The organism is Clostridia bacterium (assembly GCA_026414765.1).
GTDB lineage: Bacteria > Bacillota > Clostridia > Acetivibrionales > DSM-27016 > SKW86.
On sequence record JAOAIJ010000039.1, the window covers coordinates 95,225 to 115,510 of the forward strand.

16 protein-coding genes are annotated in these 20,286 nt (G+C 37.8%); 7 read left to right on the forward strand and 9 right to left on the reverse strand.

Annotated features, from left to right (window positions below):
* The first annotated feature begins 111 nt into the window (after positions 1-111).
* The gene (locus N3I35_14440; GenBank protein ID MCX8131283.1) at positions 112-708 is read left to right on the forward strand and encodes a hypothetical protein; all 597 of its coding nucleotides are present in this window, start codon (positions 112-114) and stop codon (positions 706-708) included.
* An 85-nt stretch (positions 709-793) separates the two neighbouring features.
* Here N3I35_14440 and N3I35_14445 read toward each other — a convergent pair whose 3' ends face one another.
* The 9 genes from N3I35_14445 to argB all read right to left on the reverse strand — a co-directional run bounded on the left by N3I35_14445 (position 794) and on the right by argB (position 13,123).
* The gene (locus tag N3I35_14445; protein ID MCX8131284.1) at positions 794-3,376 is read right to left on the reverse strand and encodes a DUF4825 domain-containing protein; all 2,583 of its coding nucleotides are present in this window, start codon (positions 3,374-3,376) and stop codon (positions 794-796) included.
* A gap of 5 nt (positions 3,377-3,381) precedes the next feature.
* Positions 3,382-3,753, reverse strand: a complete 372-nt coding sequence (locus N3I35_14450) for a BlaI/MecI/CopY family transcriptional regulator (GenBank protein ID MCX8131285.1) — start codon at positions 3,751-3,753, stop codon at positions 3,382-3,384.
* Positions 3,754-4,038: 285 nt separating this feature from the next.
* Positions 4,039-4,515 (reverse strand): GNAT family N-acetyltransferase, encoded by a 477-nt coding sequence (locus N3I35_14455; GenBank protein MCX8131286.1) that lies wholly within the window; start codon positions 4,513-4,515, stop codon positions 4,039-4,041.
* A gap of 20 nt (positions 4,516-4,535) precedes the next feature.
* On the reverse strand, positions 4,536-5,456 hold the full coding sequence (argF, locus tag N3I35_14460) for an ornithine carbamoyltransferase (GenBank protein ID MCX8131287.1): 921 nt from the start codon (positions 5,454-5,456) through the stop codon (positions 4,536-4,538).
* A gap of 64 nt (positions 5,457-5,520) precedes the next feature.
* The gene (carB, locus tag N3I35_14465; protein MCX8131288.1) at positions 5,521-8,742 is read right to left on the reverse strand and encodes a carbamoyl-phosphate synthase large subunit; all 3,222 of its coding nucleotides are present in this window, start codon (positions 8,740-8,742) and stop codon (positions 5,521-5,523) included.
* Between the two features lie 13 nt (positions 8,743-8,755).
* Entirely contained in the window at positions 8,756-9,826 is a 1,071-nt protein-coding gene (carA, locus tag N3I35_14470) for a glutamine-hydrolyzing carbamoyl-phosphate synthase small subunit (protein MCX8131289.1), read from the reverse strand.
* Between the two features lie 2 nt (positions 9,827-9,828).
* Complete coding sequence (locus N3I35_14475; GenBank protein MCX8131290.1) at positions 9,829-11,034, reverse strand: aspartate aminotransferase family protein; 1,206 nt, start codon at positions 11,032-11,034, stop codon at positions 9,829-9,831.
* A 261-nt stretch (positions 11,035-11,295) separates the two neighbouring features.
* Positions 11,296-11,955 (reverse strand): PilZ domain-containing protein, encoded by a 660-nt coding sequence (locus N3I35_14480; protein ID MCX8131291.1) that lies wholly within the window; start codon positions 11,953-11,955, stop codon positions 11,296-11,298.
* A 253-nt stretch (positions 11,956-12,208) separates the two neighbouring features.
* Positions 12,209-13,123 (reverse strand): acetylglutamate kinase, encoded by a 915-nt coding sequence (gene argB / locus N3I35_14485; GenBank protein ID MCX8131292.1) that lies wholly within the window; start codon positions 13,121-13,123, stop codon positions 12,209-12,211.
* Between the two features lie 484 nt (positions 13,124-13,607).
* On the opposite strand from argB, the gene ugpC reads away from it, so the two are divergent.
* From ugpC to N3I35_14515, 6 genes are all read left to right on the forward strand, one after another.
* Positions 13,608-14,720, forward strand: a complete 1,113-nt coding sequence (gene ugpC, locus N3I35_14490) for a sn-glycerol-3-phosphate ABC transporter ATP-binding protein UgpC (GenBank protein MCX8131293.1) — start codon at positions 13,608-13,610, stop codon at positions 14,718-14,720.
* Positions 14,721-14,874: 154 nt separating this feature from the next.
* A complete protein-coding gene (locus N3I35_14495; GenBank protein MCX8131294.1) occupies positions 14,875-15,966 on the forward strand; it encodes a helix-turn-helix domain-containing protein in 1,092 nt (363 codons plus the stop codon).
* A gap of 166 nt (positions 15,967-16,132) precedes the next feature.
* Complete coding sequence (gene ftsE, locus N3I35_14500; GenBank protein MCX8131295.1) at positions 16,133-16,840, forward strand: cell division ATP-binding protein FtsE; 708 nt, start codon at positions 16,133-16,135, stop codon at positions 16,838-16,840.
* Positions 16,809-17,711, forward strand: coding sequence for a permease-like cell division protein FtsX (gene ftsX / locus N3I35_14505; protein MCX8131296.1), 903 nt, complete (start codon positions 16,809-16,811; stop codon positions 17,709-17,711). The genes ftsE and ftsX overlap by 32 nt, the downstream gene beginning before the upstream one ends.
* Positions 17,712-17,763: 52 nt before the next feature.
* Positions 17,764-18,891 carry a peptidoglycan DD-metalloendopeptidase family protein gene (locus N3I35_14510; GenBank protein MCX8131297.1) on the forward strand — a complete coding sequence of 376 codons (1,128 nt, stop codon included), beginning with the start codon at positions 17,764-17,766 and terminating at the stop codon, positions 18,889-18,891.
* Between the two features lie 141 nt (positions 18,892-19,032).
* On the forward strand, positions 19,033-20,244 hold the full coding sequence (locus N3I35_14515; protein MCX8131298.1) for a S41 family peptidase: 1,212 nt from the start codon (positions 19,033-19,035) through the stop codon (positions 20,242-20,244).
* The last annotated feature ends 42 nt before the right edge of the window (positions 20,245-20,286 follow it).

Genomic DNA, 20,286 nt, shown 5'->3' on the forward strand with positions numbered 1-20,286 from the left:
TATTCATACTATATATTAAGGAATTGTTTGCTGATTTACAGAACTTTACCGGTTGCATCAATCAGCAAGTATTTTTGTATCAATAACCTAATTACGATAAGGAGTGATCACATGCCGCAAGTTGCTAATCTGGTTGACGGTGAGTTGCCTGAATGGGTTTGCAATTCAATATATTCAAAATTAGAAAATCCCGGTTTGCTGGATAAAAAGAATATAATTATACAAAAATGTTTTGACCCTATAACTGCAAAATCCATGATAATAGCTTATGCAAATGCAAATAAGTACGATGGAGCTTTTAGCATTTTTGAGGATACTGATGGTAAGTACAAAGAAATTTTCGGAACCCGGGTAAAGCTTATTGTATCTGTCCAAATCCGGCATCCTAATATAATTCTGGCTAGTATGGACGAATCGGGTACTGGTGCTTCAAGCGTCAATTTCCACGTGATAAAAAATACAAGTAAGGGATATAAAAATGTATGGCAGGGGTTAGCTAATTTTTATGATCAAAGCTATTTTCCGCAGCACTGCTTTGAAGTTACAGCAGGCATCAGCTTTTCGGATAACGGGGAACTGATACATTCTATATTGAAAAGAATATATATGCAAGGCAACCAGGCTAATCCTGTGAGTGTAGAAAAGTTATTTGATATTTATGTATATAATGAAAGCAATGCGCAGTATCAATTTGTAAAAAGGTTGTGACACATATACCCGGACATCTACTTCTCTTGATAATGAAAGGGTTACGGGAGGAGGCTTTCCTCAGGTAACCCTTTGATGAAAGTGTTTATTTTTGATTTAAGGGATAAATTTTATTTCCGATAATCTTATACTGATATTCCTTTACAACAGCTCCATCTTCCCTGGTTTTCTTAAAGGATATCAAGTCATAGCCGTCACTGGTTTTGCTCTGGGAAGTCTCATAAATATATCTCATACCATTTTCTACTGATTCTTTAGTGCCCAGCCAATATGGAAATTTATTGAGCTCTGCGTCAAACTTGGTATATTCGGTAAAAATCTTATTGGATGCCTCAACGTCAATCTTTGGAAGGGTTTTTTCCGTATATGCTTCACTGACCGTCGCTTTTCTGTTTATACTCTGGAGATATTTTTTTGCTTGTTCTTCCTGCTGCTTTGCAAGGTCAGGATAATATTTATGCTCTGAAATAACACTATCCCAAAGCTTTCGGGGAAACATGTCTTTCTTCGATTTAAGATTGTAAGAGCCATCCATAGGCTCCTTATACTCCAGCAGTGTGTACTCACCTTTTTCATTCCTGGAGAAAGTCAGTACTGTTGCAATAGCTCCACTGCCGCTTACCTTTGTAAAAATTCCGTTTTCAAATCCAAAAGCTCCATAGCTTGCAATTGTATAGACTTTTGTTTTTCCGTTTTTCTCTTCCATGTCAAATATAATATGTCCTTCCGTAGAAGTTTCTCCGGATACATATCCCTCGCCTTTGGCTTTGATAGCAATGCTTACAGCCTCTTCAACAGTTTTAGGATTTTGGGGCTCGTTTGGTGTGGTATCTGCTATAATTACATCATCGGACGGCACAACAGTATAAGAATAAGTTGGGGTATCAAGTTTAATAGTCAATTGCTTTTGCGTCAATTTAACATTTTTATAATAAATTGCAGCTTTTACGATAATTCCGTCCTGAGCTTTATCTGTTTCATCTGCCGAAGGTCCCCAGTATATTGGCGCAGACAATGGCAATTTAGCGTTTTGTCCATATTCAGTAATCTTCCCGCTGGTGCTGTCCCATGTCATTAACCTGCCACTTGTTGCTGAGTATTCAACCATGTCTGCCGTACCTCTGAACTGTGCCAGTATGCGGATACCCGGTGTACTTGACATCGTCAATGCGTACTTTTCGGGATATGCTGCAAAATTCATTGAAAAACCATATAGTAAAGTTTTTAGTGCATTTGTGTCCTTTGCATATTCTCTCAGATCTTTATTATAGCTTTTTTGCAGGTGCTCCCTATTATACCGATAACTTTTTTCTTTTCCGGAAAAGCTTGAAATGAAATTGATTTCATCTACATTATCTATTAACGCGAACATTGCAGTGGCATTTTTCCTAAAAGTAGATTCGATTAATCCTGTATCCAGACTGGAAGTATTTAAGTCATATTGTACTGAGATTCCATATGGCCTGCTACCGGTTTTAAGGGAAACCTCCCTGCGCATATTCGCAAGCGGCAGACTGTTGAGCAGATTTACAACTTTACTGTTGTCTCCTACATAGGCAGTCTTAAATTTCAGTAGTGTAGCAGCATTGTACTCATCTGATAGAACAGTGTTTTCTTTCTGATCCAGTGCAGAATCATCTTTTGTAAGGCTGCTGGTAAGTAAAACACCGCTTAATATGGTAATGCAGAGTATACCGATTACAAGGACAGTTCTTCTTCTGCTCTTAAAAAAGCTTGTCATTTTTATCATTTTTATTCTTTTTTCAATATTTTTTTTATCATCAATCATACCGATTAGCCTAGGTGCAAGCCTTGTATAGCTGAAAGTTTCAACTACTGACAGAAGAGCTTTTCCATATTCCTTTTGCTCTGTAGATTTCAATAGTGTAAGCACCTGTTCGTCAGCAGCTACTTCCATATCCAGACGTATTCTTTTAAAACAGTACCATATTACCGGATTAAACCAGTGGATTAATTGAAGTAAAAGTAAAAGGTGGTTTGCAATCAAATCCTTCCTTTTATAATGAGCAAGTTCGTGTAATAGAACGTATGAAATCTCTCTGTGGCTAAGATCTAAAATTGCAGGAGTTATCAGGATTTTCGGGCTAAACACTCCTAAAAGTGACGGAGTACGGATTATGTTTTGGATAACAATGCGGAGATCTTTTTTTACTCCCATTTTTTCCTTACATTCTTCAAGAATGTGGGTTATGGATTCCGGTACCGGAATCATGGAAGCTTTTATCCGTTTATTCAATGAGTGGTTTGTAAATAGCAGCCAGCATAGCATCAACATTGCGCCGGCAAGCCAGATATATGGGGTGGCTGTTTCAGCCTTTGCGGCGAGGAAAAGTAATGAATCCCGCGTTGTAAAAGACGGCAGGGTATATGAGTTTTCCTGACGGATGGAGATAGATGATTGGCGGTACTCCTCATACATTTTGGTAAAACTTGTTTGCTGCGGTATTTCGGGTATAGTATTGAATAGGCTTACAGCACTTTCCGGACCGAAGGGGATAAGTAGCTTCAGCATAAGAATTATCCATACTATATAATGCCATTTCGGACTGATTCTGTTTTTTAGTATCGCTTTAAGTATTATTATGACTGCTCCTACAACGCTTGCGTATAAGGATGTGGATAAAACCAGTAAAAACATGGATTCCATTATTCTTACACCTCCTCGTCAAGCAGCTTCTTAAGCTCATTTATTTCTTCTTTTGAAAGTCTTTTTTCTTTTACATAACTTGTTAGCATTAAGTTCAGAGATCCGTTGTATAACCTTTGGAGAAAGGATTTGCTTGCATAGCTTTTATAGTCATCCTCAGATACGTTTGGTGAGTATAAATAAGATTTTCCGTCTATTTTTTTTGCGGTAACCGCTTCTTTCGCTACCAGACGTGCTATGAGTGTATGTATGGTTTTAGGCTTCCAATCGGAAGTCTCTGCAAGTTTCTCAACTATTTGGGTACTTGTGGCATCATGAAGCTCCCATAATATTTTCATTACTTCAAATTCCGCGTCAGATATTTGTGGAATGGACATTAATAAATCACTCCTAACTATGGACTACATTTGTAAGAATAATTATATACTACACTTGTAAGAAATATTTGTCAATAGGTATGGAAGACTGTGATGATTATTCTCACGTGCAGCAAAAAATCCTCGCATGCCAGCAATTTGCTGATTTGTGAGGATTTTATCATGTGCTTGCTCTTGGATTTACTTGGTCACTATGATTAAAATTTTTGCTTTCCGATAGGCTAGAACTTTTTGTAAAAGTAGAGTTTATTTTGCTAGTTACAGCAGATTATCTCTCATAGATTCTTATTCATACTCTTTGACCAGCAAAGCCCTTACGTAGCCTCTGTCCTTACTGGTTGAATCTATATAGAAACCCCTTCCATAATAAAAACGTACCAGATCCCTGTATTTTGAAGCTGTATGGAGACTTACCTTTGTAATGCCTTTTGTTTTCAGTATCTTGTCTACAAGATTCATCAATGATTTTCCTATCCCAATATTATGATACTGGAGACATACTCCGAACCTGCTTATATAAGCTGTATTGTCAGGATTTAGCTGCAGTCTGATCGTACCAACGGGTACATCGTCTATAAGGGCAATATAGACCAGCTTTGTTTCTATATCATTCCGTATGGCATCCACTGATTCTTCCAAGGCTTCCATACTGCCGACCAGACCCGTATCATGCATGTATTTCTTAAAAGCTTCCTGCATAATGCTCTGAATAGCTTCTGCATCTTCTGTAACAGCTCTTCTGATTAAAAACGAATAATTCATTTCGCACTTACCTCTAAATCTTATTTATTCATAAGAAGTGCCATGATAGCCTTCTGTACATGCAGTCTGTTTTCTGCCTCATCGAAAATGACAGATTGAGGCCCATCCAGAATTTCTTCGGTTACTTCATAGCCCCTGTAAGCAGGCAAGCAATGAAGGAATATGGCATCTTCCTTGGCATGTGATAATAACTCACTGTTTACCTGGTAAGGCATGAATAATTTTACCCGCTGTTCCTTCTCAGCTTCCTGACCCATACTAACCCATGTATCTGTATATATTACATCAGCATCCTTTACAGCTTCTACAGGGTCTTGCGTTAGGATAATCTCCGAGCCTGAAAGTTTTGAATCCTCATGTGCTTCAAAAGTTATGTTTCTATCGCACTCATAACCTTTTGGCGTTGCAACGGCTATATCCATTCCGACCTTAGCGCAGCCATGCAGTAAAGAGTTTGCCACGTTATTGCCATCTCCTACATATGCAAGCTTCAGTCCTTTCAGTGTACCCTTATGTTCATATACGGTAAACAAATCAGCCAATATCTGACATGGGTGCATTAAATCAGTCAAACCGTTTATTACTGGGATGTTCCCGAATTTGGCCAGCTCTTCCACATCACTGTGTTTATATGTTCGGATCATTATTCCGTCAATATATCTGGATAAAACCTGAGCTGTATCATAAATGGTTTCCCCACGGCCCAACTGAATGTCATTGGAGCTAAGGAAAAGGGAATAGCCCCCTAACTGATACATACCCACCTCAAAAGATACCCTTGTTCTGGTAGAAGATTTGGTAAATATCATGCCAAGGGTCTTACCTTTCAGAATATGATGCTGGATACCTTCTTTTGTTTGTCTTTTGAGTTTTTCAGCAAGTTTGAATATTTCTTCAAAATCTTCGATAGTCAGATCATAAAGACTGATTAAGTGCTTCATAGTAGTCAACCTCCACATTAACATAGCAAATTTTCTAAAACTCTAATATCAATCTAATTTTTATTTACTGTATGCAGCCCGAGTAAGCAGAATAATCATCCAAAGAATATATTTCTGTTTCTCTTTGATGTATTATGTGATCTATTACCTGAAGGGCTGCTTTGGTAGTATCCAGTGAAGTTATACAGGGAACATTGTATTCGATAGCAGTCCTTCTCAGAAGAAATCCGAGTCTGGAAGCAATCTTCCCCTTTGTTGGAGTATTTATTATAAACTGTACCTTATCATTCTTGATATAATCTATAATATCATCACTTGATACAGCATCAACTTCTACACCTGCTCCTGATAGGAAATTATAGGTATCTTCAGTTGCCATGAGTCTGAAATTCAGTTCTGAAAGCCTGTGAGCTATATCAATACATTCGTCCTTATCCCTGTCAGCTACTGAGAGCAGAACACTTCCGCCAAGCGGGATCTTGAGGCCGGAAGCGACAAATGCTTTATACAAGGCACTGAGGAAATCCTTGTCTACGCCCATAACTTCGCCTGTAGACTTCATTTCAGGTCCAAGGAACGTATCAACTGTGGCCAGTTTTGAGAAAGAAAATACGGGAGCTTTTACAGCTGTAAATTCCGTCTCTTTTGCAAGTCCCGGTTTATAGCCAAGGTCTTTGAGTTTTTTACCCATTATGAGCTTTGTAGCAACATTTACCATAGGTATCCCTGTTATTTTACTCATAACCGGAACTGTACGGCTTGCACGTGGGTTAACTTCAATTACATAAACCTTGTTGTTTTCATCAAGTACAAATTGTATATTGAATAATCCTTTAACATTTAAAGCTTTAGCAAGCTTCATTGTATAATCCACAACAGTATCTTTCGTTTTTTTATCGAGAGTTCTCGGGGGGTATATGGCTATACTGTCGCCTGAGTGTACTCCGGCTCTTTCCACATGTTCCATTATACCTGGGATAAGCACCTCGGTACCGTCGCATATTCCATCTACTTCAACTTCCTTACCTGTAATATACTTATCTATCAATATCGGATGTTTGGTAGATATATCAACAGCAAGGCTCATATATTCCTCAAGAGCCGAATCATTATACACGATTTCCATAGCTCTGCCGCCTAGCACGTAAGAAGGTCTTACAAGCACCGGATACCCGATTTTGGCTGCAACTTCTTTAGCTTGATCAAATGAGAAAACTGTATTTCCGGGAGGGATAGGAATATCAAGTTCTTCAAGCAACTTAAGAAATTTATCCCTGTCCTCGGCTATGTCGATGTCTTCTACATTGGTACCCAGAATTTTTACACCTTCCTTGTGCAGAGGACCTGCAAGGTTGATAGCTGTCTGCCCTCCAAACTGAACAATAACCCCAATCGGTTTTTCTTTTCTTATAATATCCAATACGCATTCCTTGGTAAGGGGTTCAAAATAGAGCTTATCTGATGTATCGAAATCTGTGCTGACAGTTTCGGGATTGTTGTTTATGATAATCGACTCAAGGTTGAGTTCTTTAAGCGCTCTTACAGAGTGAACGCTGCAGTAGTCAAATTCTATTCCCTGCCCGATTCTTATAGGGCCTGAGCCGATAACAAGAACCTTTTCGTTTTCCGATACGATAACATCATCTTTTTCTTCATAGGTAGAGTAATAGTAAGGTGTAACGGCTTCAAACTCACCTGCACAAGTATCAACAATTTTATATACGGGATTTATGGGATACTTATCTCTCAGCTCCAGTATACTTTCAAGGGAAACATTAGCCAGATTTGCAATATATGAATCACCAAAGCCTATTTTCTTTGCCCTTGAGTATAAGTCATAGTCGAGCCATGCAATACCTGCACGTTTGATTTCTTCCGCAAGCTTTACTATTTTTTTGAGCTTTCTAATAAAGAACTCATCTATTTTGGTGATATTGACGATTTCTCCGGCAGTAACACCTTTCTGAAGAGCCTTGCATATAGCAAAAATCCTCTGGTCATTAGGTTTTTTTATTGATTCAATGAGCTCTTCCTTTGTTTTATTTTCAAATAGACTTAAACCCAACTGATAGTTGAATTTTATATCAAGTGAATCTATAGCTTTCAGCAGTGATTCTTCAAAAGTTCTGCCGATAGCCATTACTTCTCCGGTCGCCTTCATCTGTGTACCCAGACTTCTGTCTGCAGTAGTGAATTTATCGAAGGGCCACCTTGGAACCTTTGTGACAACATAGTCGAGTGAAGGTTCAAAGCATGCATAGGTGTTCTGAGTTACCGAGTTTTTTATCTCATCAAGGTTAAGGCCTATAGCAATCTTTGCTGCAACCCTTGCAATAGGGTAGCCTGTAGCCTTTGAAGCAAGGGCGCTGGAACGGCTTACCCTTGGGTTAACTTCGATAACGACATATTCAAGACTTAAAGGATTTAGGGCGTATTGGATATTACACCCACCTTTTATATCAAGAGCACGTATGACTTTAATAGAAGCAGAACGGAGCATCTGATATTCTATATCTGACAGAGTCTGACTCGGTGCAACAACTATACTGTCTCCCGTATGAACACCTACCGGGTCGAAGTTTTCCATATTACATATGATAATACAGTTATCTGCGCCGTCTCTGACTACTTCATATTCTATTTCCTTCCATCCCGCAACACTCTGTTCAAGCAAAACCTGATTAATCATACTGAGCTTCAGACCTTTACCGCAAATGTACCTGAACTCATCCATATCATTTGCTATGCCTCCGCCTGTTCCACCTAGAGTGTAGGCCGGACGTATTATAATGGGAAAGCCGACCTCTTCGGCAAAGGCGACAGCATCGGTCAGGGTTGTTACTATAGTACTGTGAGGAACCTTTTCACCTATTTCCTGCATAGTACGTTTAAATAATTCTCTGTCTTCGGCTTTTTTTATTGACTGAAGTGAAGTTCCCAAAAGCTCCACGTTCATCTCTTCGAGGATGCCGTCATTAGCTAGTTCTACTGCCATATTAAGGCCTGTTTGGCCGCCGAGGGATGCAAGTATTCCGTCAGGTTTTTCCTTTTTAATTATTTGTTTCACAAACTCTAGAGAAATAGGCTCTATATAAACTTTATCCGCAACTTCGGCATCGGTCATAATGGTAGCGGGGTTACTGTTTACAAGTACTACTTCGATTCCTTCTTCTTTAAGGGATTTGCAGGCCTGCGTTCCTGAATAATCAAACTCTGCAGCCTGACCGATTATTATGGGACCTGAACCTATCACAAGTACTTTTTTAATATTTTCAATTTTTGGCATAAAGAACCTCCACCTATTTCACCTGTTTTTCCATCATCCTGATGAAGTCATCAAAGATGTATGCTGAGTCCTGAGGCCCTGGTGCTGCTTCAGGATGGTACTGAACACTTATGATAGGCATGAACTTATGCCTGAAACCTTCTACAGTGCCATCATTTACATTCAGATGTGTTATTGTTATATCCGGACTAAAATCTTTTTTTAGTGCGTAGTTGTGATTCTGTGACGTTATATAGCAGCGGCCTGTGGTAAAGTCTTTCACAGGGTGGTTGCCGCCGTGGTGCCCGAACTTTAATTTATAGGTGTCTCCGCCTAAAGACAGACCCAGCAGCTGATGTCCCAGACATATCCCCAGCATTGGCTTCCTGCCGAGAATTTTTTGTATGTTGGATTTTATCATAGGGAGATCCATAGGATCACCGGGGCCGTTGGACAGTAATATCCCATCCGGATTATAGCCCATGATTTCTTCAACGGATGAAAATGCAGGGAGTATAAATATATCACAATCCCTTTTTTCAAGAGATCTGACGATATTGTATTTTACTCCGAAATCAAGAAGTACAACTCTTTTGCCCGTACCAGGTTTGTGTATGGGAGTTTTGGTGGTCACTTCCATTACAAGATTTCTTTTTGCATCCTTCTTCTGTTTTAGTTTTTCCAGCAGTATGTCTATATTTCCGCACTCTGTAGAGATAATCCCATACATGCTTCCAAATTTCCTTATATGCTGAGTGAGTGCTCGGGTGTCAATTCCCTTTATCCCGATAATGTAGTTTTTTGTAAAGTATTCTTCGGGATTTACACTGTATCTCCAGTTACTGGGAGCATCGCATAACTCTTTTACGATAAAGCCCTGTATATGAGGTTTATAGGATTCATCGTCAAATTCATTGAAACCGTAGTTTCCTATCAAGGGATAAGTCATAGTAACAATTTGACCGTTATAGGACGGGTCTGTGGATATTTCCTGATATCCTGTCATACAGGTATTGAATACAACCTCACCTATAGTTTCGCCGTGATGACCAAAGGCCTCACCGGAAAAATATGTTCCATCTTCTAAAACTAAAACAGATTTCATATTTATTGATCCCCTATTTCAAATAATATTTTATCAAGTACATCTATTATTCCGTCGATATCCTTTTCTGTAACGATAAGAGGGGGAAGTATCCTTAAAACATTACTTCCTACATTGCCTAACAGATAACCCTCTATCATGCATTTATCCTTTATTTCCTTGGCTTTGTCAATGGAAAGTTCTACTCCGATCATTAACCCCTTGCCCCTGACCTCGGAAATTGAGCTATGTTTTGCTTTCAGGCCAAGAAGTTTCTCCATGAAATAGTTGCCTGCCTTATGTGCATTGTCTATTAAGTTATCGTTTAGCATTGCATCCATAACTGCCAAACCTGCCGCACACGCTAGCGGATTTCCCCCGAAGGTGGACCCGTGGTCTCCTGGCTCAAAGCTGTCAGCAACTGATTTTTTAGCACAGATGGCGCCTATTGGAACTCCTCCGCCAAGAGCTTTAGCTAAAGTAAATATATCCGGCTCTATACCAAAGTGCTCATAGCCGAAAAGTTTACCTGTTCTGCCTATACCGCACTGTACTTCATCAAAAATCAGAAGTAAGCCGTTTTTGTCACACAACTTTTTTACACCTTTCATATATTCGGGTGTAAGGGGATGAACACCGCTTTCACCTTGTATGGGTTCAAGCATTATTGCACAAGTCTTGCTGCAAATTGCTTTTTCGAGTGAAGCAAGATCGTTTATCGGCACATTGACAAAGCTTGGTGTAAGGGGATAATAGGGTTTCTGATATTTTGGTTGTCCGGTGGCGGCAACGGTAGCAAGGGTTCTGCCGTGAAAAGAGTTTGTGAGTGTTATTATTTCGTGCTTTTCCGGCTGTCCCTTTTTATAGAAGTGAATCCTTGCAAGCTTTATGGCACCTTCGTTTGCTTCCGCTCCACTGTTTGAAAAAAAGACTTTGTCCGCACAGGAATTTTCTACAATTACTTTTGCAAGCTTTGACTGTGGTTCAATATAATAAAGGTTGGAACAGTGTATGAGCTTTTCGGCTTGCTCCTTTATTGCATTCACAAGCTTTGGATGCGCATGTCCCAGTGAACTCACAGCTATTCCTGAAAAAAAGTCGGAGTACTTTCTGCCTTCAGTATCCCAGAGGTTGATGCCTTTTCCATATGTAAAGCATACAGGTGTTCTGCTGCCAAAAGTATTCATGAAGTATTCCTGATCCATTTTCATTATGTCTAATAAATCCATGTTAACCTCCCAAAAGTCTGACTTATAGATGCTTGGCATTATTTGAACTATATTGAATAGTATTTATAATTATACATTCAGATGCATAAAAATGCAATATTAATATTTCTATGGTTTCCAGGTAGACATGCACATCTATATATTTTATACGCTGGAAAATAAGCAGTAATTTCCCATATATTAAATAAAGCTGCTGACATTAGTCAACAGCATTTACTTAACAAGGTTTTCAATATATGTTTGACATTTGGAAAACGTTGTCTATATAAGTCCTCTGATATTTTCAAAGAAATTCACTTGCAGGGCAGCTATATCCTCATCCAGTTCAGCGAGATAGTTTGAAAGTATAATACTGTTTTCTTCGGTCATATCTACAAACTGCATGCTATAGCTGAACTGTCCGTTTTTAACACTTTTCCTTATTACTTTGCCCCTGCCGGATATTGTCTGATTCCCGGGCAGATAAACAGATACTTCCGATTCTTCGCCATAATCAAATTCATGTTTTGATAAGAAAGCAATACCGCCAAGGCATATATTTGTAACAATAGAAAAATTCTTTGTATCTTCCCATAATGGCTTTATGCTTGCTGGCAGGTAAATGTCGTATCTGGGAAATGCTCTGGTATTGACAAGCTCTTCAACTTTATGTATGGTCATAAGGACGTGTGATGGATACTCCGGACATATGTCTGATATGCTTCCTTCAAACAGGTATTCAAAAAATTCATTTGTAAGCTTTAATGTAATTTTCAGATCTTTTGCAATAATGTTTTCCAGATAGCTTTCTAAAAGGCAAATATATGCTTTGTCCTCTTCGCATTTGTAAATGATGTTCTTATACCATGCAGCACTTGATCCAAGTCTGGTACTAACGATCAAGCCTTCTTTTAAAATGGATGATGAAAAATTAGGATTCAAGAGCATTAGCCCCCACTCTTTATTATGAGATTGTAAATTAAGGTTTTGAAACGCCATGGTAGAGTTAGGGTATTTTTTCTCAAACCAGTTCATTTCAAATCTTAACTATATATAAATAATATTCTGCAAAATGATATAAATTCCTTCAAAAATTTGCTAGTTTTTGATGAATTTTAAAAAAAATTTTTGTATAAAAACATACCAGCCCTTATAATGGAACAAAGCCCGGATTTCCGGGCTTTGTTCCATCTTATTATATCTGTTCCTGACTATGGTATAATACTTTTTCCTTCATTATCATGGTACCTATACCTTTATAGGTGAAAATTTCAAGCAATATGCAGTGGGGAATTCTGCCGTCGATTATGTGTGTGCGTCCGACACCTTTTTCCAAAGCTTCTATACAACCCAATACTTTTGGTATCATACCACCGTCGATAACCTTTTTATCTATAAGGTCATGGACTTCCTTTGCTGTAAGCGCTGTCAGAATGTCGCTGCTGTCTTTGGACATTTTTACACCTTCAACATCGGTCAACAGCATCAGCTTCTCTGCCTTTAATGCTGCTGCTATTTCACCTGCTACCGTATCTGCATTTATATTGTAGCTTTCACCATTAGGGCCTACTCCTATTGGGGCTACTACAGGAATATATTCGTCTCTGGCTATCAAGTCAAGAACTTTTGAATTAATTCTGGTGATTTTCCCTACATGGCCAAGGTCAACTTCTTTTCCGTCAACAGTAGTTTTATACTGTTCACATTCTATCAACCTTCCGTCTATACCGCAAAGGCCTATCGCATTACCGCCTTTCTGATTTAGAAGAGAAACTATTTCCTTGTTGGTTTTTCCGACAAGAACCATTTGGGCTACTTCCATTGTTGCTGCATCCGTTACTCTGAGACCATTTACAAACTGGCTTTTTATGTCGAATTTTTCCAGGGCCTTATTGATCTCAGGGCCTCCTCCGTGGACTACTACAGGATTCATACCTATATACTTCAGCAGAGTTATGTCTTCCATTACGGAATTTTTAAGCTCATCATTTATCATTGCATTGCCGCCATACTTTATCACAATTGTCTTTCCATAAAGCTTTTGTATATAAGGTAAAGCTTCAATCAGGATTTCTGCCTTTTTAATAATTGGTTCCATAAAACTATTCATTATTATAATCCTCCATTTACCTGAATAAACGTGCGACTGCAGGCAAAATCCCAAGGTGATAGCAGATGCCTTAAGTATTGCCTGCAGTTGTACGGTTTCAGCCAGCTGAAATTTTAATTTTGCGTGTTGTGTGAGCTAAATAATAATATGGGTAAACTAGGGCTCATAGCACAGTAGTTTTCCATATATTTTCAAGCATACACATAAGTTTATTATTTATTCGGTGTTATAATTATACAAAATCATGTATAAAAATTCAATACATTATTTCCAAATTTATGTCTCTGCCGCTATTCTGACGATAACATATATAAAACCGGCATTCCAGGATATGTTCCATATGGTATTTTTAGGCCATTTATGCAAAGTTACTAAATACAAAAAAATAATTTTGTTAAAAAATGTACTAGTTGCTATATCAGATAAGTGATATATTATAGATGTGTATATTAGTTGTGTCGTATAATTATTAGGAGGGGAAAAGATGGCTAGCTTAAAATTAAAGAATATCTACAAAAAATATGATGGTGGAGTTATCGCTGTTAACGATTTCAATTTGGACATTGATGACAAGGAGTTCATCATTTTGGTTGGTCCTTCAGGATGCGGTAAAACTACTACATTAAGAATGATAGCCGGTTTGGAAGAAATATCTGAGGGTGAACTTTACATAGGAGACAAACTTGTAAACGATGTTCAGCCAAAAGACAGAGACATAGCAATGGTTTTCCAAAACTATGCGTTGTATCCTCATATGACTGTATTTGATAACATGGCATTTGGTTTGAAACTCAGAAAGACACCTAAGGATGAAATAAAGAGAAGAGTTATGGAAGCTGCAAAAATTCTCGATATCCAACACTTGCTTGATAGAAAACCAAAAGCTTTGTCAGGTGGTCAGAGACAGAGGGTTGCGTTAGGGCGTGCCATGGTTCGTGAGCCTAAAGTATTCTTACTGGACGAACCTTTATCAAACCTCGATGCAAAATTAAGGGTTCAGATGAGAACTGAAATAAGCAAGTTGCACCTGAACTTACAGACAACTTTTATATACGTAACGCATGACCAGACAGAAGCTATGACAATGGGTACAAGAATCGTTGTTATGAAAGACGGTTACATTCAGCAGGTTGATACTCCTACAGCTCTTTATGACAGACCTTGCAATATGTTCGTTGCAGGATTTATAGGAACTCCTCAAATGAACTTCATTAACGCACAGCTTGTAAAGCGTGGCGATGAAATGCATTTGTTATTCGGAAAAGACGATATCAAGCTTCCTGAAGGAAAGGCTAAAAAGCTTGAAGGAACAGATTATATAGGTAAAGAAGTTGTTTTAGGTATAAGGCCTGAAGCTATTCATGATGAAGCAGTATTTTTGGAATCAATGTCAGACAGTGTTGTTGAAGCTGAGATTACACTTGTTGAAATTCTTGGTTCCGAAACAAACCTGTATATGACAATAGACGGAGTTGAATTTACTGCTAAAGTTAATGCCAGAACAAAAGTTAGAGCAGGAGATAAGATTAAAGTAGCTTTTGATGCAAATAAGATTCACCTGTTTGATAAGGAAACAGAAAGAACAATTATTAACTAAACAAGCTTAAATTAATATAAAAATGAGGATTGTCTCAAAAGAGGCAATCCTCATTTTTATATTAATTTTACAGCATGTTGCCAATAGTGTATAATTATTTTGGAGGTTAATCAAATAACTCCATGCTTTTTCAAAACAGGTAGGGGGAATATCGTTGTCAAAAAAGCTGTTTCAAAATCTGGTTCTTCAGATTAGGGAAGTTATTGATTGGGAATTTGGTATAACAGACGATACCGGTACTATTATTGCATGTTCGGACGAAGATAAGGTTGGACAAGCTTTCTCTTTTATTAATGAAGTGCTGGAAGATAAAAATGATATCATAAATTTCAACGGTTTTCACTTAAAGAAAATTTTTATTAAAGGAAAGCTTGAGTTTATATCATTTATTGCATCAGACCATAAGGAAAGTGAAAAATATCTTTTTCTGATTTCAATGAACATATTGAATATAAAAAATTTTTATGATGAAAAGTTTGATAAAGGCAGCTTTTTGAAGAGCATACTGACAGGGAGCGTTTTACCGGGAGATATTTCTGTAAAATCCCGTGAACTCCATATTACGCATAATATACCCAGAGTAGTTATACTGATAAATATTGAGAAGTCCGCAGAAGTATTTGCCCATGAGATTGTTCAGGAGTTATTCCCAAACAAGTCCAAGGACTTCATCATATTACTTGACAATGAAAATGTTGTATTGATAAAAGAGTTGAAAAATGCCGAGGACACCCGGGAGATCGAGAAAACTGCTCAAACGATTATTGATACACTGAGTACCGAATCCATGGTAAAAGCGATGATCGGTATAGGTACTGTTGTTGATAGTATCACTGATATAGGGCGCTCTTTCAAGGAAGCCCATACTGCTCTGGAAGTCGGAGGAATATTTGAGAGTAACAAATCAGTAATAAACTATAACAATCTTGGAATAGGAAGGCTTATTTATCAACTTCCTGAAAGCTTGTGCAGACTGTTCCTGAAGGAAGTTTTTAAGAGCGGATCTTTTGAATCCCTTGATTCTGAGTACATTTTGACTATTCAAAAGTTTTTTGAAAACAACCTGAATGTAAGCGAAACATCCAGACAGATGTTTGTTCATAGAAATACGCTTGTGTACAGACTGGATAAAATACAGAAGGTGACGGGTCTAGACATCACAAAGTTTGATGATGCGATAATCCTTAAATTTGCTATGCTTGTAAAGAAATATCTTGATAAAAATCATAATGAAGATACGGATTGATTTATTACACTACTGAATTTTTGTTAATGGAATAAATCATATTTTGTCAGAACAGACAAGAATTTGTTTAAAGTTTAAGAGGATTTTTTATATTAATTGTCGAAAATTTATCTTATGTTTTACCTTAATAAATTATTACTTTGTTTAGTTGACTGGGGTGTGTGGAGTGGTCGAGCTGAAAAACATAGCTAAAAAGTATCCGAATGGTACTGTTGCTTTAAGAGATGTAAGTATTAAAATAAATAAAGGTGAGTTTGTTTTTATTGTAGGTTCAAGTGGATCAGGAAAATCGTCATTGATAAAACTGATTCTCAAGGAAGAAAATCCTACTGAGGGAGAGGTCATTGTCAACGGTTTTGATGTGTCCTCCATGAACAGGAAGGAAATTCCTTATCTAAGAAGGAGTTTGGGAGTGGTTTTTCAAGACTTCAGACTGCTGCCTAATAAAACTGTATATGAAAATGTTGCCTTTGCAATGCAGATAACAGAAGCCCTTCCTAAGGAAATTAGGCGTCAGGTGCCTATGGCTCTGGCACTTGTAGGCATAAGCAGAAAGGCAAATGTATATCCGAATCAGCTTTCCGGCGGTGAACAGCAAAGGGTTGCCCTGGCAAGAGCACTGGTCAATAATCCGTCACTTTTGGTGGCAGACGAGCCTACAGGAAACCTGGATCCGGAAACCTCCTGGGAAATTATGAAGCTGTTAAACGAAATAAATCAGAGGGGTACAACAGTTATCATTGCAACTCATGAGAAAAGTATTGTAGATGCCATGAAAAAGAGGGTTATTGCTCTCGATAAAGGTATTTTAGTAAGGGATCAACAGAAAGGATTATACGGAGATGAAGATAAGAACTACCAAATATATAATTAAGGAAGGTATGCTTAATGCATACAGAAACAAACTTATGTCTCTGGCTTCATTAAGTATAGTTACTGCTTCTCTTGTCATTTTCGGAGTATTTTTTCTTTTTTCTATAAATTTGAATCATAATATTGCTGGGCTGAAGGAGCAGCCTGAGATAGAAGTATTCTGCCTGCCTGAGTTGGATGATACCCAGACAAAGCAGATTGAAGATGATATAAAGAATAATGCAGATATTCAATCATATACTGCAGTGACTAAAAAAGAAAATTTCGATAAAATGAAAAAAAGTATGCTTAACGGTAAAGAAAGCGTATTAACCGGCCTGGATGAGAGTTTCATGCCTGTTTCGTATATCGTCAAACTTAAGGACCCGCAAAAAAGTGAGAAAATTGTAAGTTATTATAAGGCTTTGAGCGGAGTGGAAAATGTAAAATATCCTCAGCAGGTGATTGAAATCATTACAAAACTTACTTACTGGGTACCTCTGATATGCGCTTTCCTTCTGATAATACTTCTAATCGTTTCGATGTTTATTATTTCTAATACTATAAAGCTAACGGTATTTGCCAGGAGAAGAGAGATAAACATCATGAAATATATAGGAGCGACTGACTGGTTTATACGCTGGCCTTTTATCATAGAAGGTGTTATAATAGGTTTAATAGGTGCATTATTTGCCTTTTTATTGACTAGCTATTTTTACAATGTTCTGGAAAATATGTTAAGCGACAATCTTTTTAAAATGGGTATCGACTTATTCAGAATGGTTAGTATAAAAGATGTTGCTCCTAACATAATCCTTATTTATTCTTTAATCGGAGCCTGCGTAGGTTCGATAGGAAGTTTCATATCAATTCGTAAATACTTGCATGTATGATGCTTTTTATATTATGTAAGGTTAACAATGTTATTTGTCGGAGGTTTAACTAATGAAAAAAGTAGTAGTATTCGGACTTGTTGTTACTATTACATTAGGCTGTGTGCTGCAGGTTCAGGCAGACAAGCTATCCCAGTACAAAAAACAGAGGAGTTCGGTAAACAATCAGCTTAATAAGATAACCAGCGATAAGAAGAAAGTAAAGCAGCAGATAGAGACTAAGAAGGACGAAAAAGAGTATCTTGAAAATGTACAGCAAAAGAAGGAAAAGGAATATGCCCAGTTGAAAAACGAGGAAAATGAACTGGAGCAGATAGCCAGACAACTGGAAGAGGAATTGAATGCAGCAGAGGAGGAATACGATAGCCAGAGGGAATTGCTTAAAACAAGGCTGAGAGTAATGTACGAGAATTCCAACGTATCCTACTGGCAGACGCTGATTGAATCAAAAAGCATTATAGACTTTTTTGAACGCTTGCAACTGATATCTTTAGTATCTAAAAATGATAAACGTCTCATGGAAGAACTAGATGTAGCCCGTCAGGATGTCGAACTGAAGAAACAGAAAAAGGAAGAAGCCAGGCTGGCAGTACTGGAGAAGGCTAGAAGTAAAGAAAAGGCTATAACAGATTTGAAGGTTTCCAGAGCTGATGTCGAGCAGGATTTAAAAAAATACGAAATTACACTGGAAGAGCTGGAAAAACAGGAAGATGAACTGAACAAACTGTCAAAACAGCTTAATTCCAAGATTCAGAGCCTTATGAGCAAGGGTAAGTATACCGGAGGAGTAATGAAATGGCCCTGCCCCAGCTCATCCAGGATTACATCTGAGTACGGAAACAGGTATCATCCGGTGCTGAAAAAGCGGAAATTACATACAGGAATTGATATAGGTGCTAAAAAGGGAAGTTCTATAGTAGCGGCAGCAAAAGGAAAGGTCATTAAGGCAGGATGGGAAACCGGATACGGTAATACAGTAGTAATTGACCATGGCGGAAATATAGCTACACTATACGCTCATTGCAGTAAGATACTTGTCAGTGTCGGTGATGAAGTGGAAACAGGACAAACTATTGCCAAGGTTGGTTCTACGGGTTGGTCAACTGGACCACATCTGCATTTTGAGGTTATAAAGAACGGCAGTTGCACAAATCCTGTGCCATTTTTAAAAGGAAAATAGTCAAACTATATATATGATTATTAAACCCGGATAAAATCCGGGTTTAATAATGTCTAAGCAAGCATAAAATATTATAAATTAAGAGATGTAAATAGTACTACTTTCTATTTCTTAATCCGAAATTTAGGGGGAGTGTTAATTTTGTATAAAAATAGAAGTAATCTTATTACTTTAATCACATTGGTGGTTGTGACTTCCATAGTTTCCTTCACAATATCCGCATTTGTCTTTATCGGATGGAATAAGCTGAATCCTGACAGTATATCTTTTGATACAAAGGTAGTCAGCAAGGAGAATATTACTAAATTCAATCAAGTCAGAGATATACTGAAGTCTCAATACTATAAGGGCGTAGATGAAAACATAATGCTTGAAGGGGCGATTGCGGGGATGGCAGAGTCTCTGGGTGACAGGTATACTGCATATTACCCTAAGGAAAAGTGGCAGGTTTTTGAGCAGGAGCTTGAAGGAAGTTTTGTTGGTATAGGTGTTACTGTAAAAATGGATAGTGATGGCCTTCTTACTATCATGGATATATATGAAGATTCTCCTGCACAAAAATCAGGTGTTTTGCCTGGGGATAAAGTTGTGAAGGTAGATGGCACTGATGTAACAAAAATGGAGGAAGATGCAATTATTAAGCTTATAAGAGGAAAAGAAGGCACAAAAGTGAAAATTACAATATTTAGAGAATCTGAAACGCGGTTTGTTGATATTGATATCACAAGACAGAAGATTAAAGAGGAGAATATTAAAAGTAAATTAATATCAAACAATATAGGTTACATCAAACTGGTGAAGTTTGACAGTGAGATTGCCAAATACTTTGAAAAAAGCCTTAATAAGCTGATAGATAAGGGAATAAAAGGATTAATCATAGATGTGAGGGATAACCCGGGTGGGTATTACAGGCAGGTTGTAGATGTGGCTGACTTGCTTTTGCCCAAATGTACCATTGTTTACACTGAAGATAAATATAGAAAGAAGGAGTTTGAATATTCAGACTCCAACCAAATAAAATTGCCAATAGTAGTCCTTGTGAACGGTAATAGTGCGAGCGCGTCGGAAATTCTTGCCGGTGCTATAAAAGATAATAAGAGAGGAATTCTTGTGGGAACAAAAACATACGGCAAGGGTTTGGTTCAGGCATCTTTTACACTGGATGACGGGTCTGGGATAAAACTAACGGTGCAAAGGTACTTTACACCCTCGGGGGTATGCATACAGGGAAAAGGAATAGAACCCAATGAAGTTATTAATCTCCCGGAGAAATATCAAAACATTCCTGTTTCGAGGATTCCTGCAGAAGAAGATACGCAGCTTCAGAAAGCTATAGAAATGATGCGGAACTAAGATAGTGTGACATGCTTGGTGAATTATTCATAAAATCTATCA

Excerpts from the sequence above, each read along its gene's own strand:
- N3I35_14440 (MCX8131283.1), top strand. The coding sequence starts at position 112 with ATGCCGCAAGTTGCTAATCTGGTTGACGGTGAGTTGCCTGAATGGGTT.
- N3I35_14445 (MCX8131284.1), bottom strand. The coding sequence starts at position 3,376 with ATGGAATCCATGTTTTTACTGGTTTTATCCACATCCTTATACGCAAGC.
- N3I35_14450 (MCX8131285.1), bottom strand. The coding sequence starts at position 3,753 with ATGTCCATTCCACAAATATCTGACGCGGAATTTGAAGTAATGAAAATA.
- N3I35_14455 (MCX8131286.1), bottom strand. The coding sequence starts at position 4,515 with ATGAATTATTCGTTTTTAATCAGAAGAGCTGTTACAGAAGATGCAGAA.
- argF (MCX8131287.1), bottom strand. The coding sequence starts at position 5,456 with ATGAAGCACTTAATCAGTCTTTATGATCTGACTATCGAAGATTTTGAA.
- carB (MCX8131288.1), bottom strand. The coding sequence starts at position 8,742 with ATGCCAAAAATTGAAAATATTAAAAAAGTACTTGTGATAGGTTCAGGT.
- carA (MCX8131289.1), bottom strand. The coding sequence starts at position 9,826 with ATGAAATCTGTTTTAGTTTTAGAAGATGGAACATATTTTTCCGGTGAG.
- N3I35_14475 (MCX8131290.1), bottom strand. The coding sequence starts at position 11,034 with ATGGATTTATTAGACATAATGAAAATGGATCAGGAATACTTCATGAAT.
- argB (MCX8131292.1), bottom strand. The coding sequence starts at position 13,123 with ATGAATAGTTTTATGGAACCAATTATTAAAAAGGCAGAAATCCTGATT.
- ugpC (MCX8131293.1), top strand. The coding sequence starts at position 13,608 with ATGGCTAGCTTAAAATTAAAGAATATCTACAAAAAATATGATGGTGGA.
- ftsX (MCX8131296.1), top strand. The coding sequence starts at position 16,809 with ATGAAGATAAGAACTACCAAATATATAATTAAGGAAGGTATGCTTAAT.
- N3I35_14510 (MCX8131297.1), top strand. The coding sequence starts at position 17,764 with ATGAAAAAAGTAGTAGTATTCGGACTTGTTGTTACTATTACATTAGGC.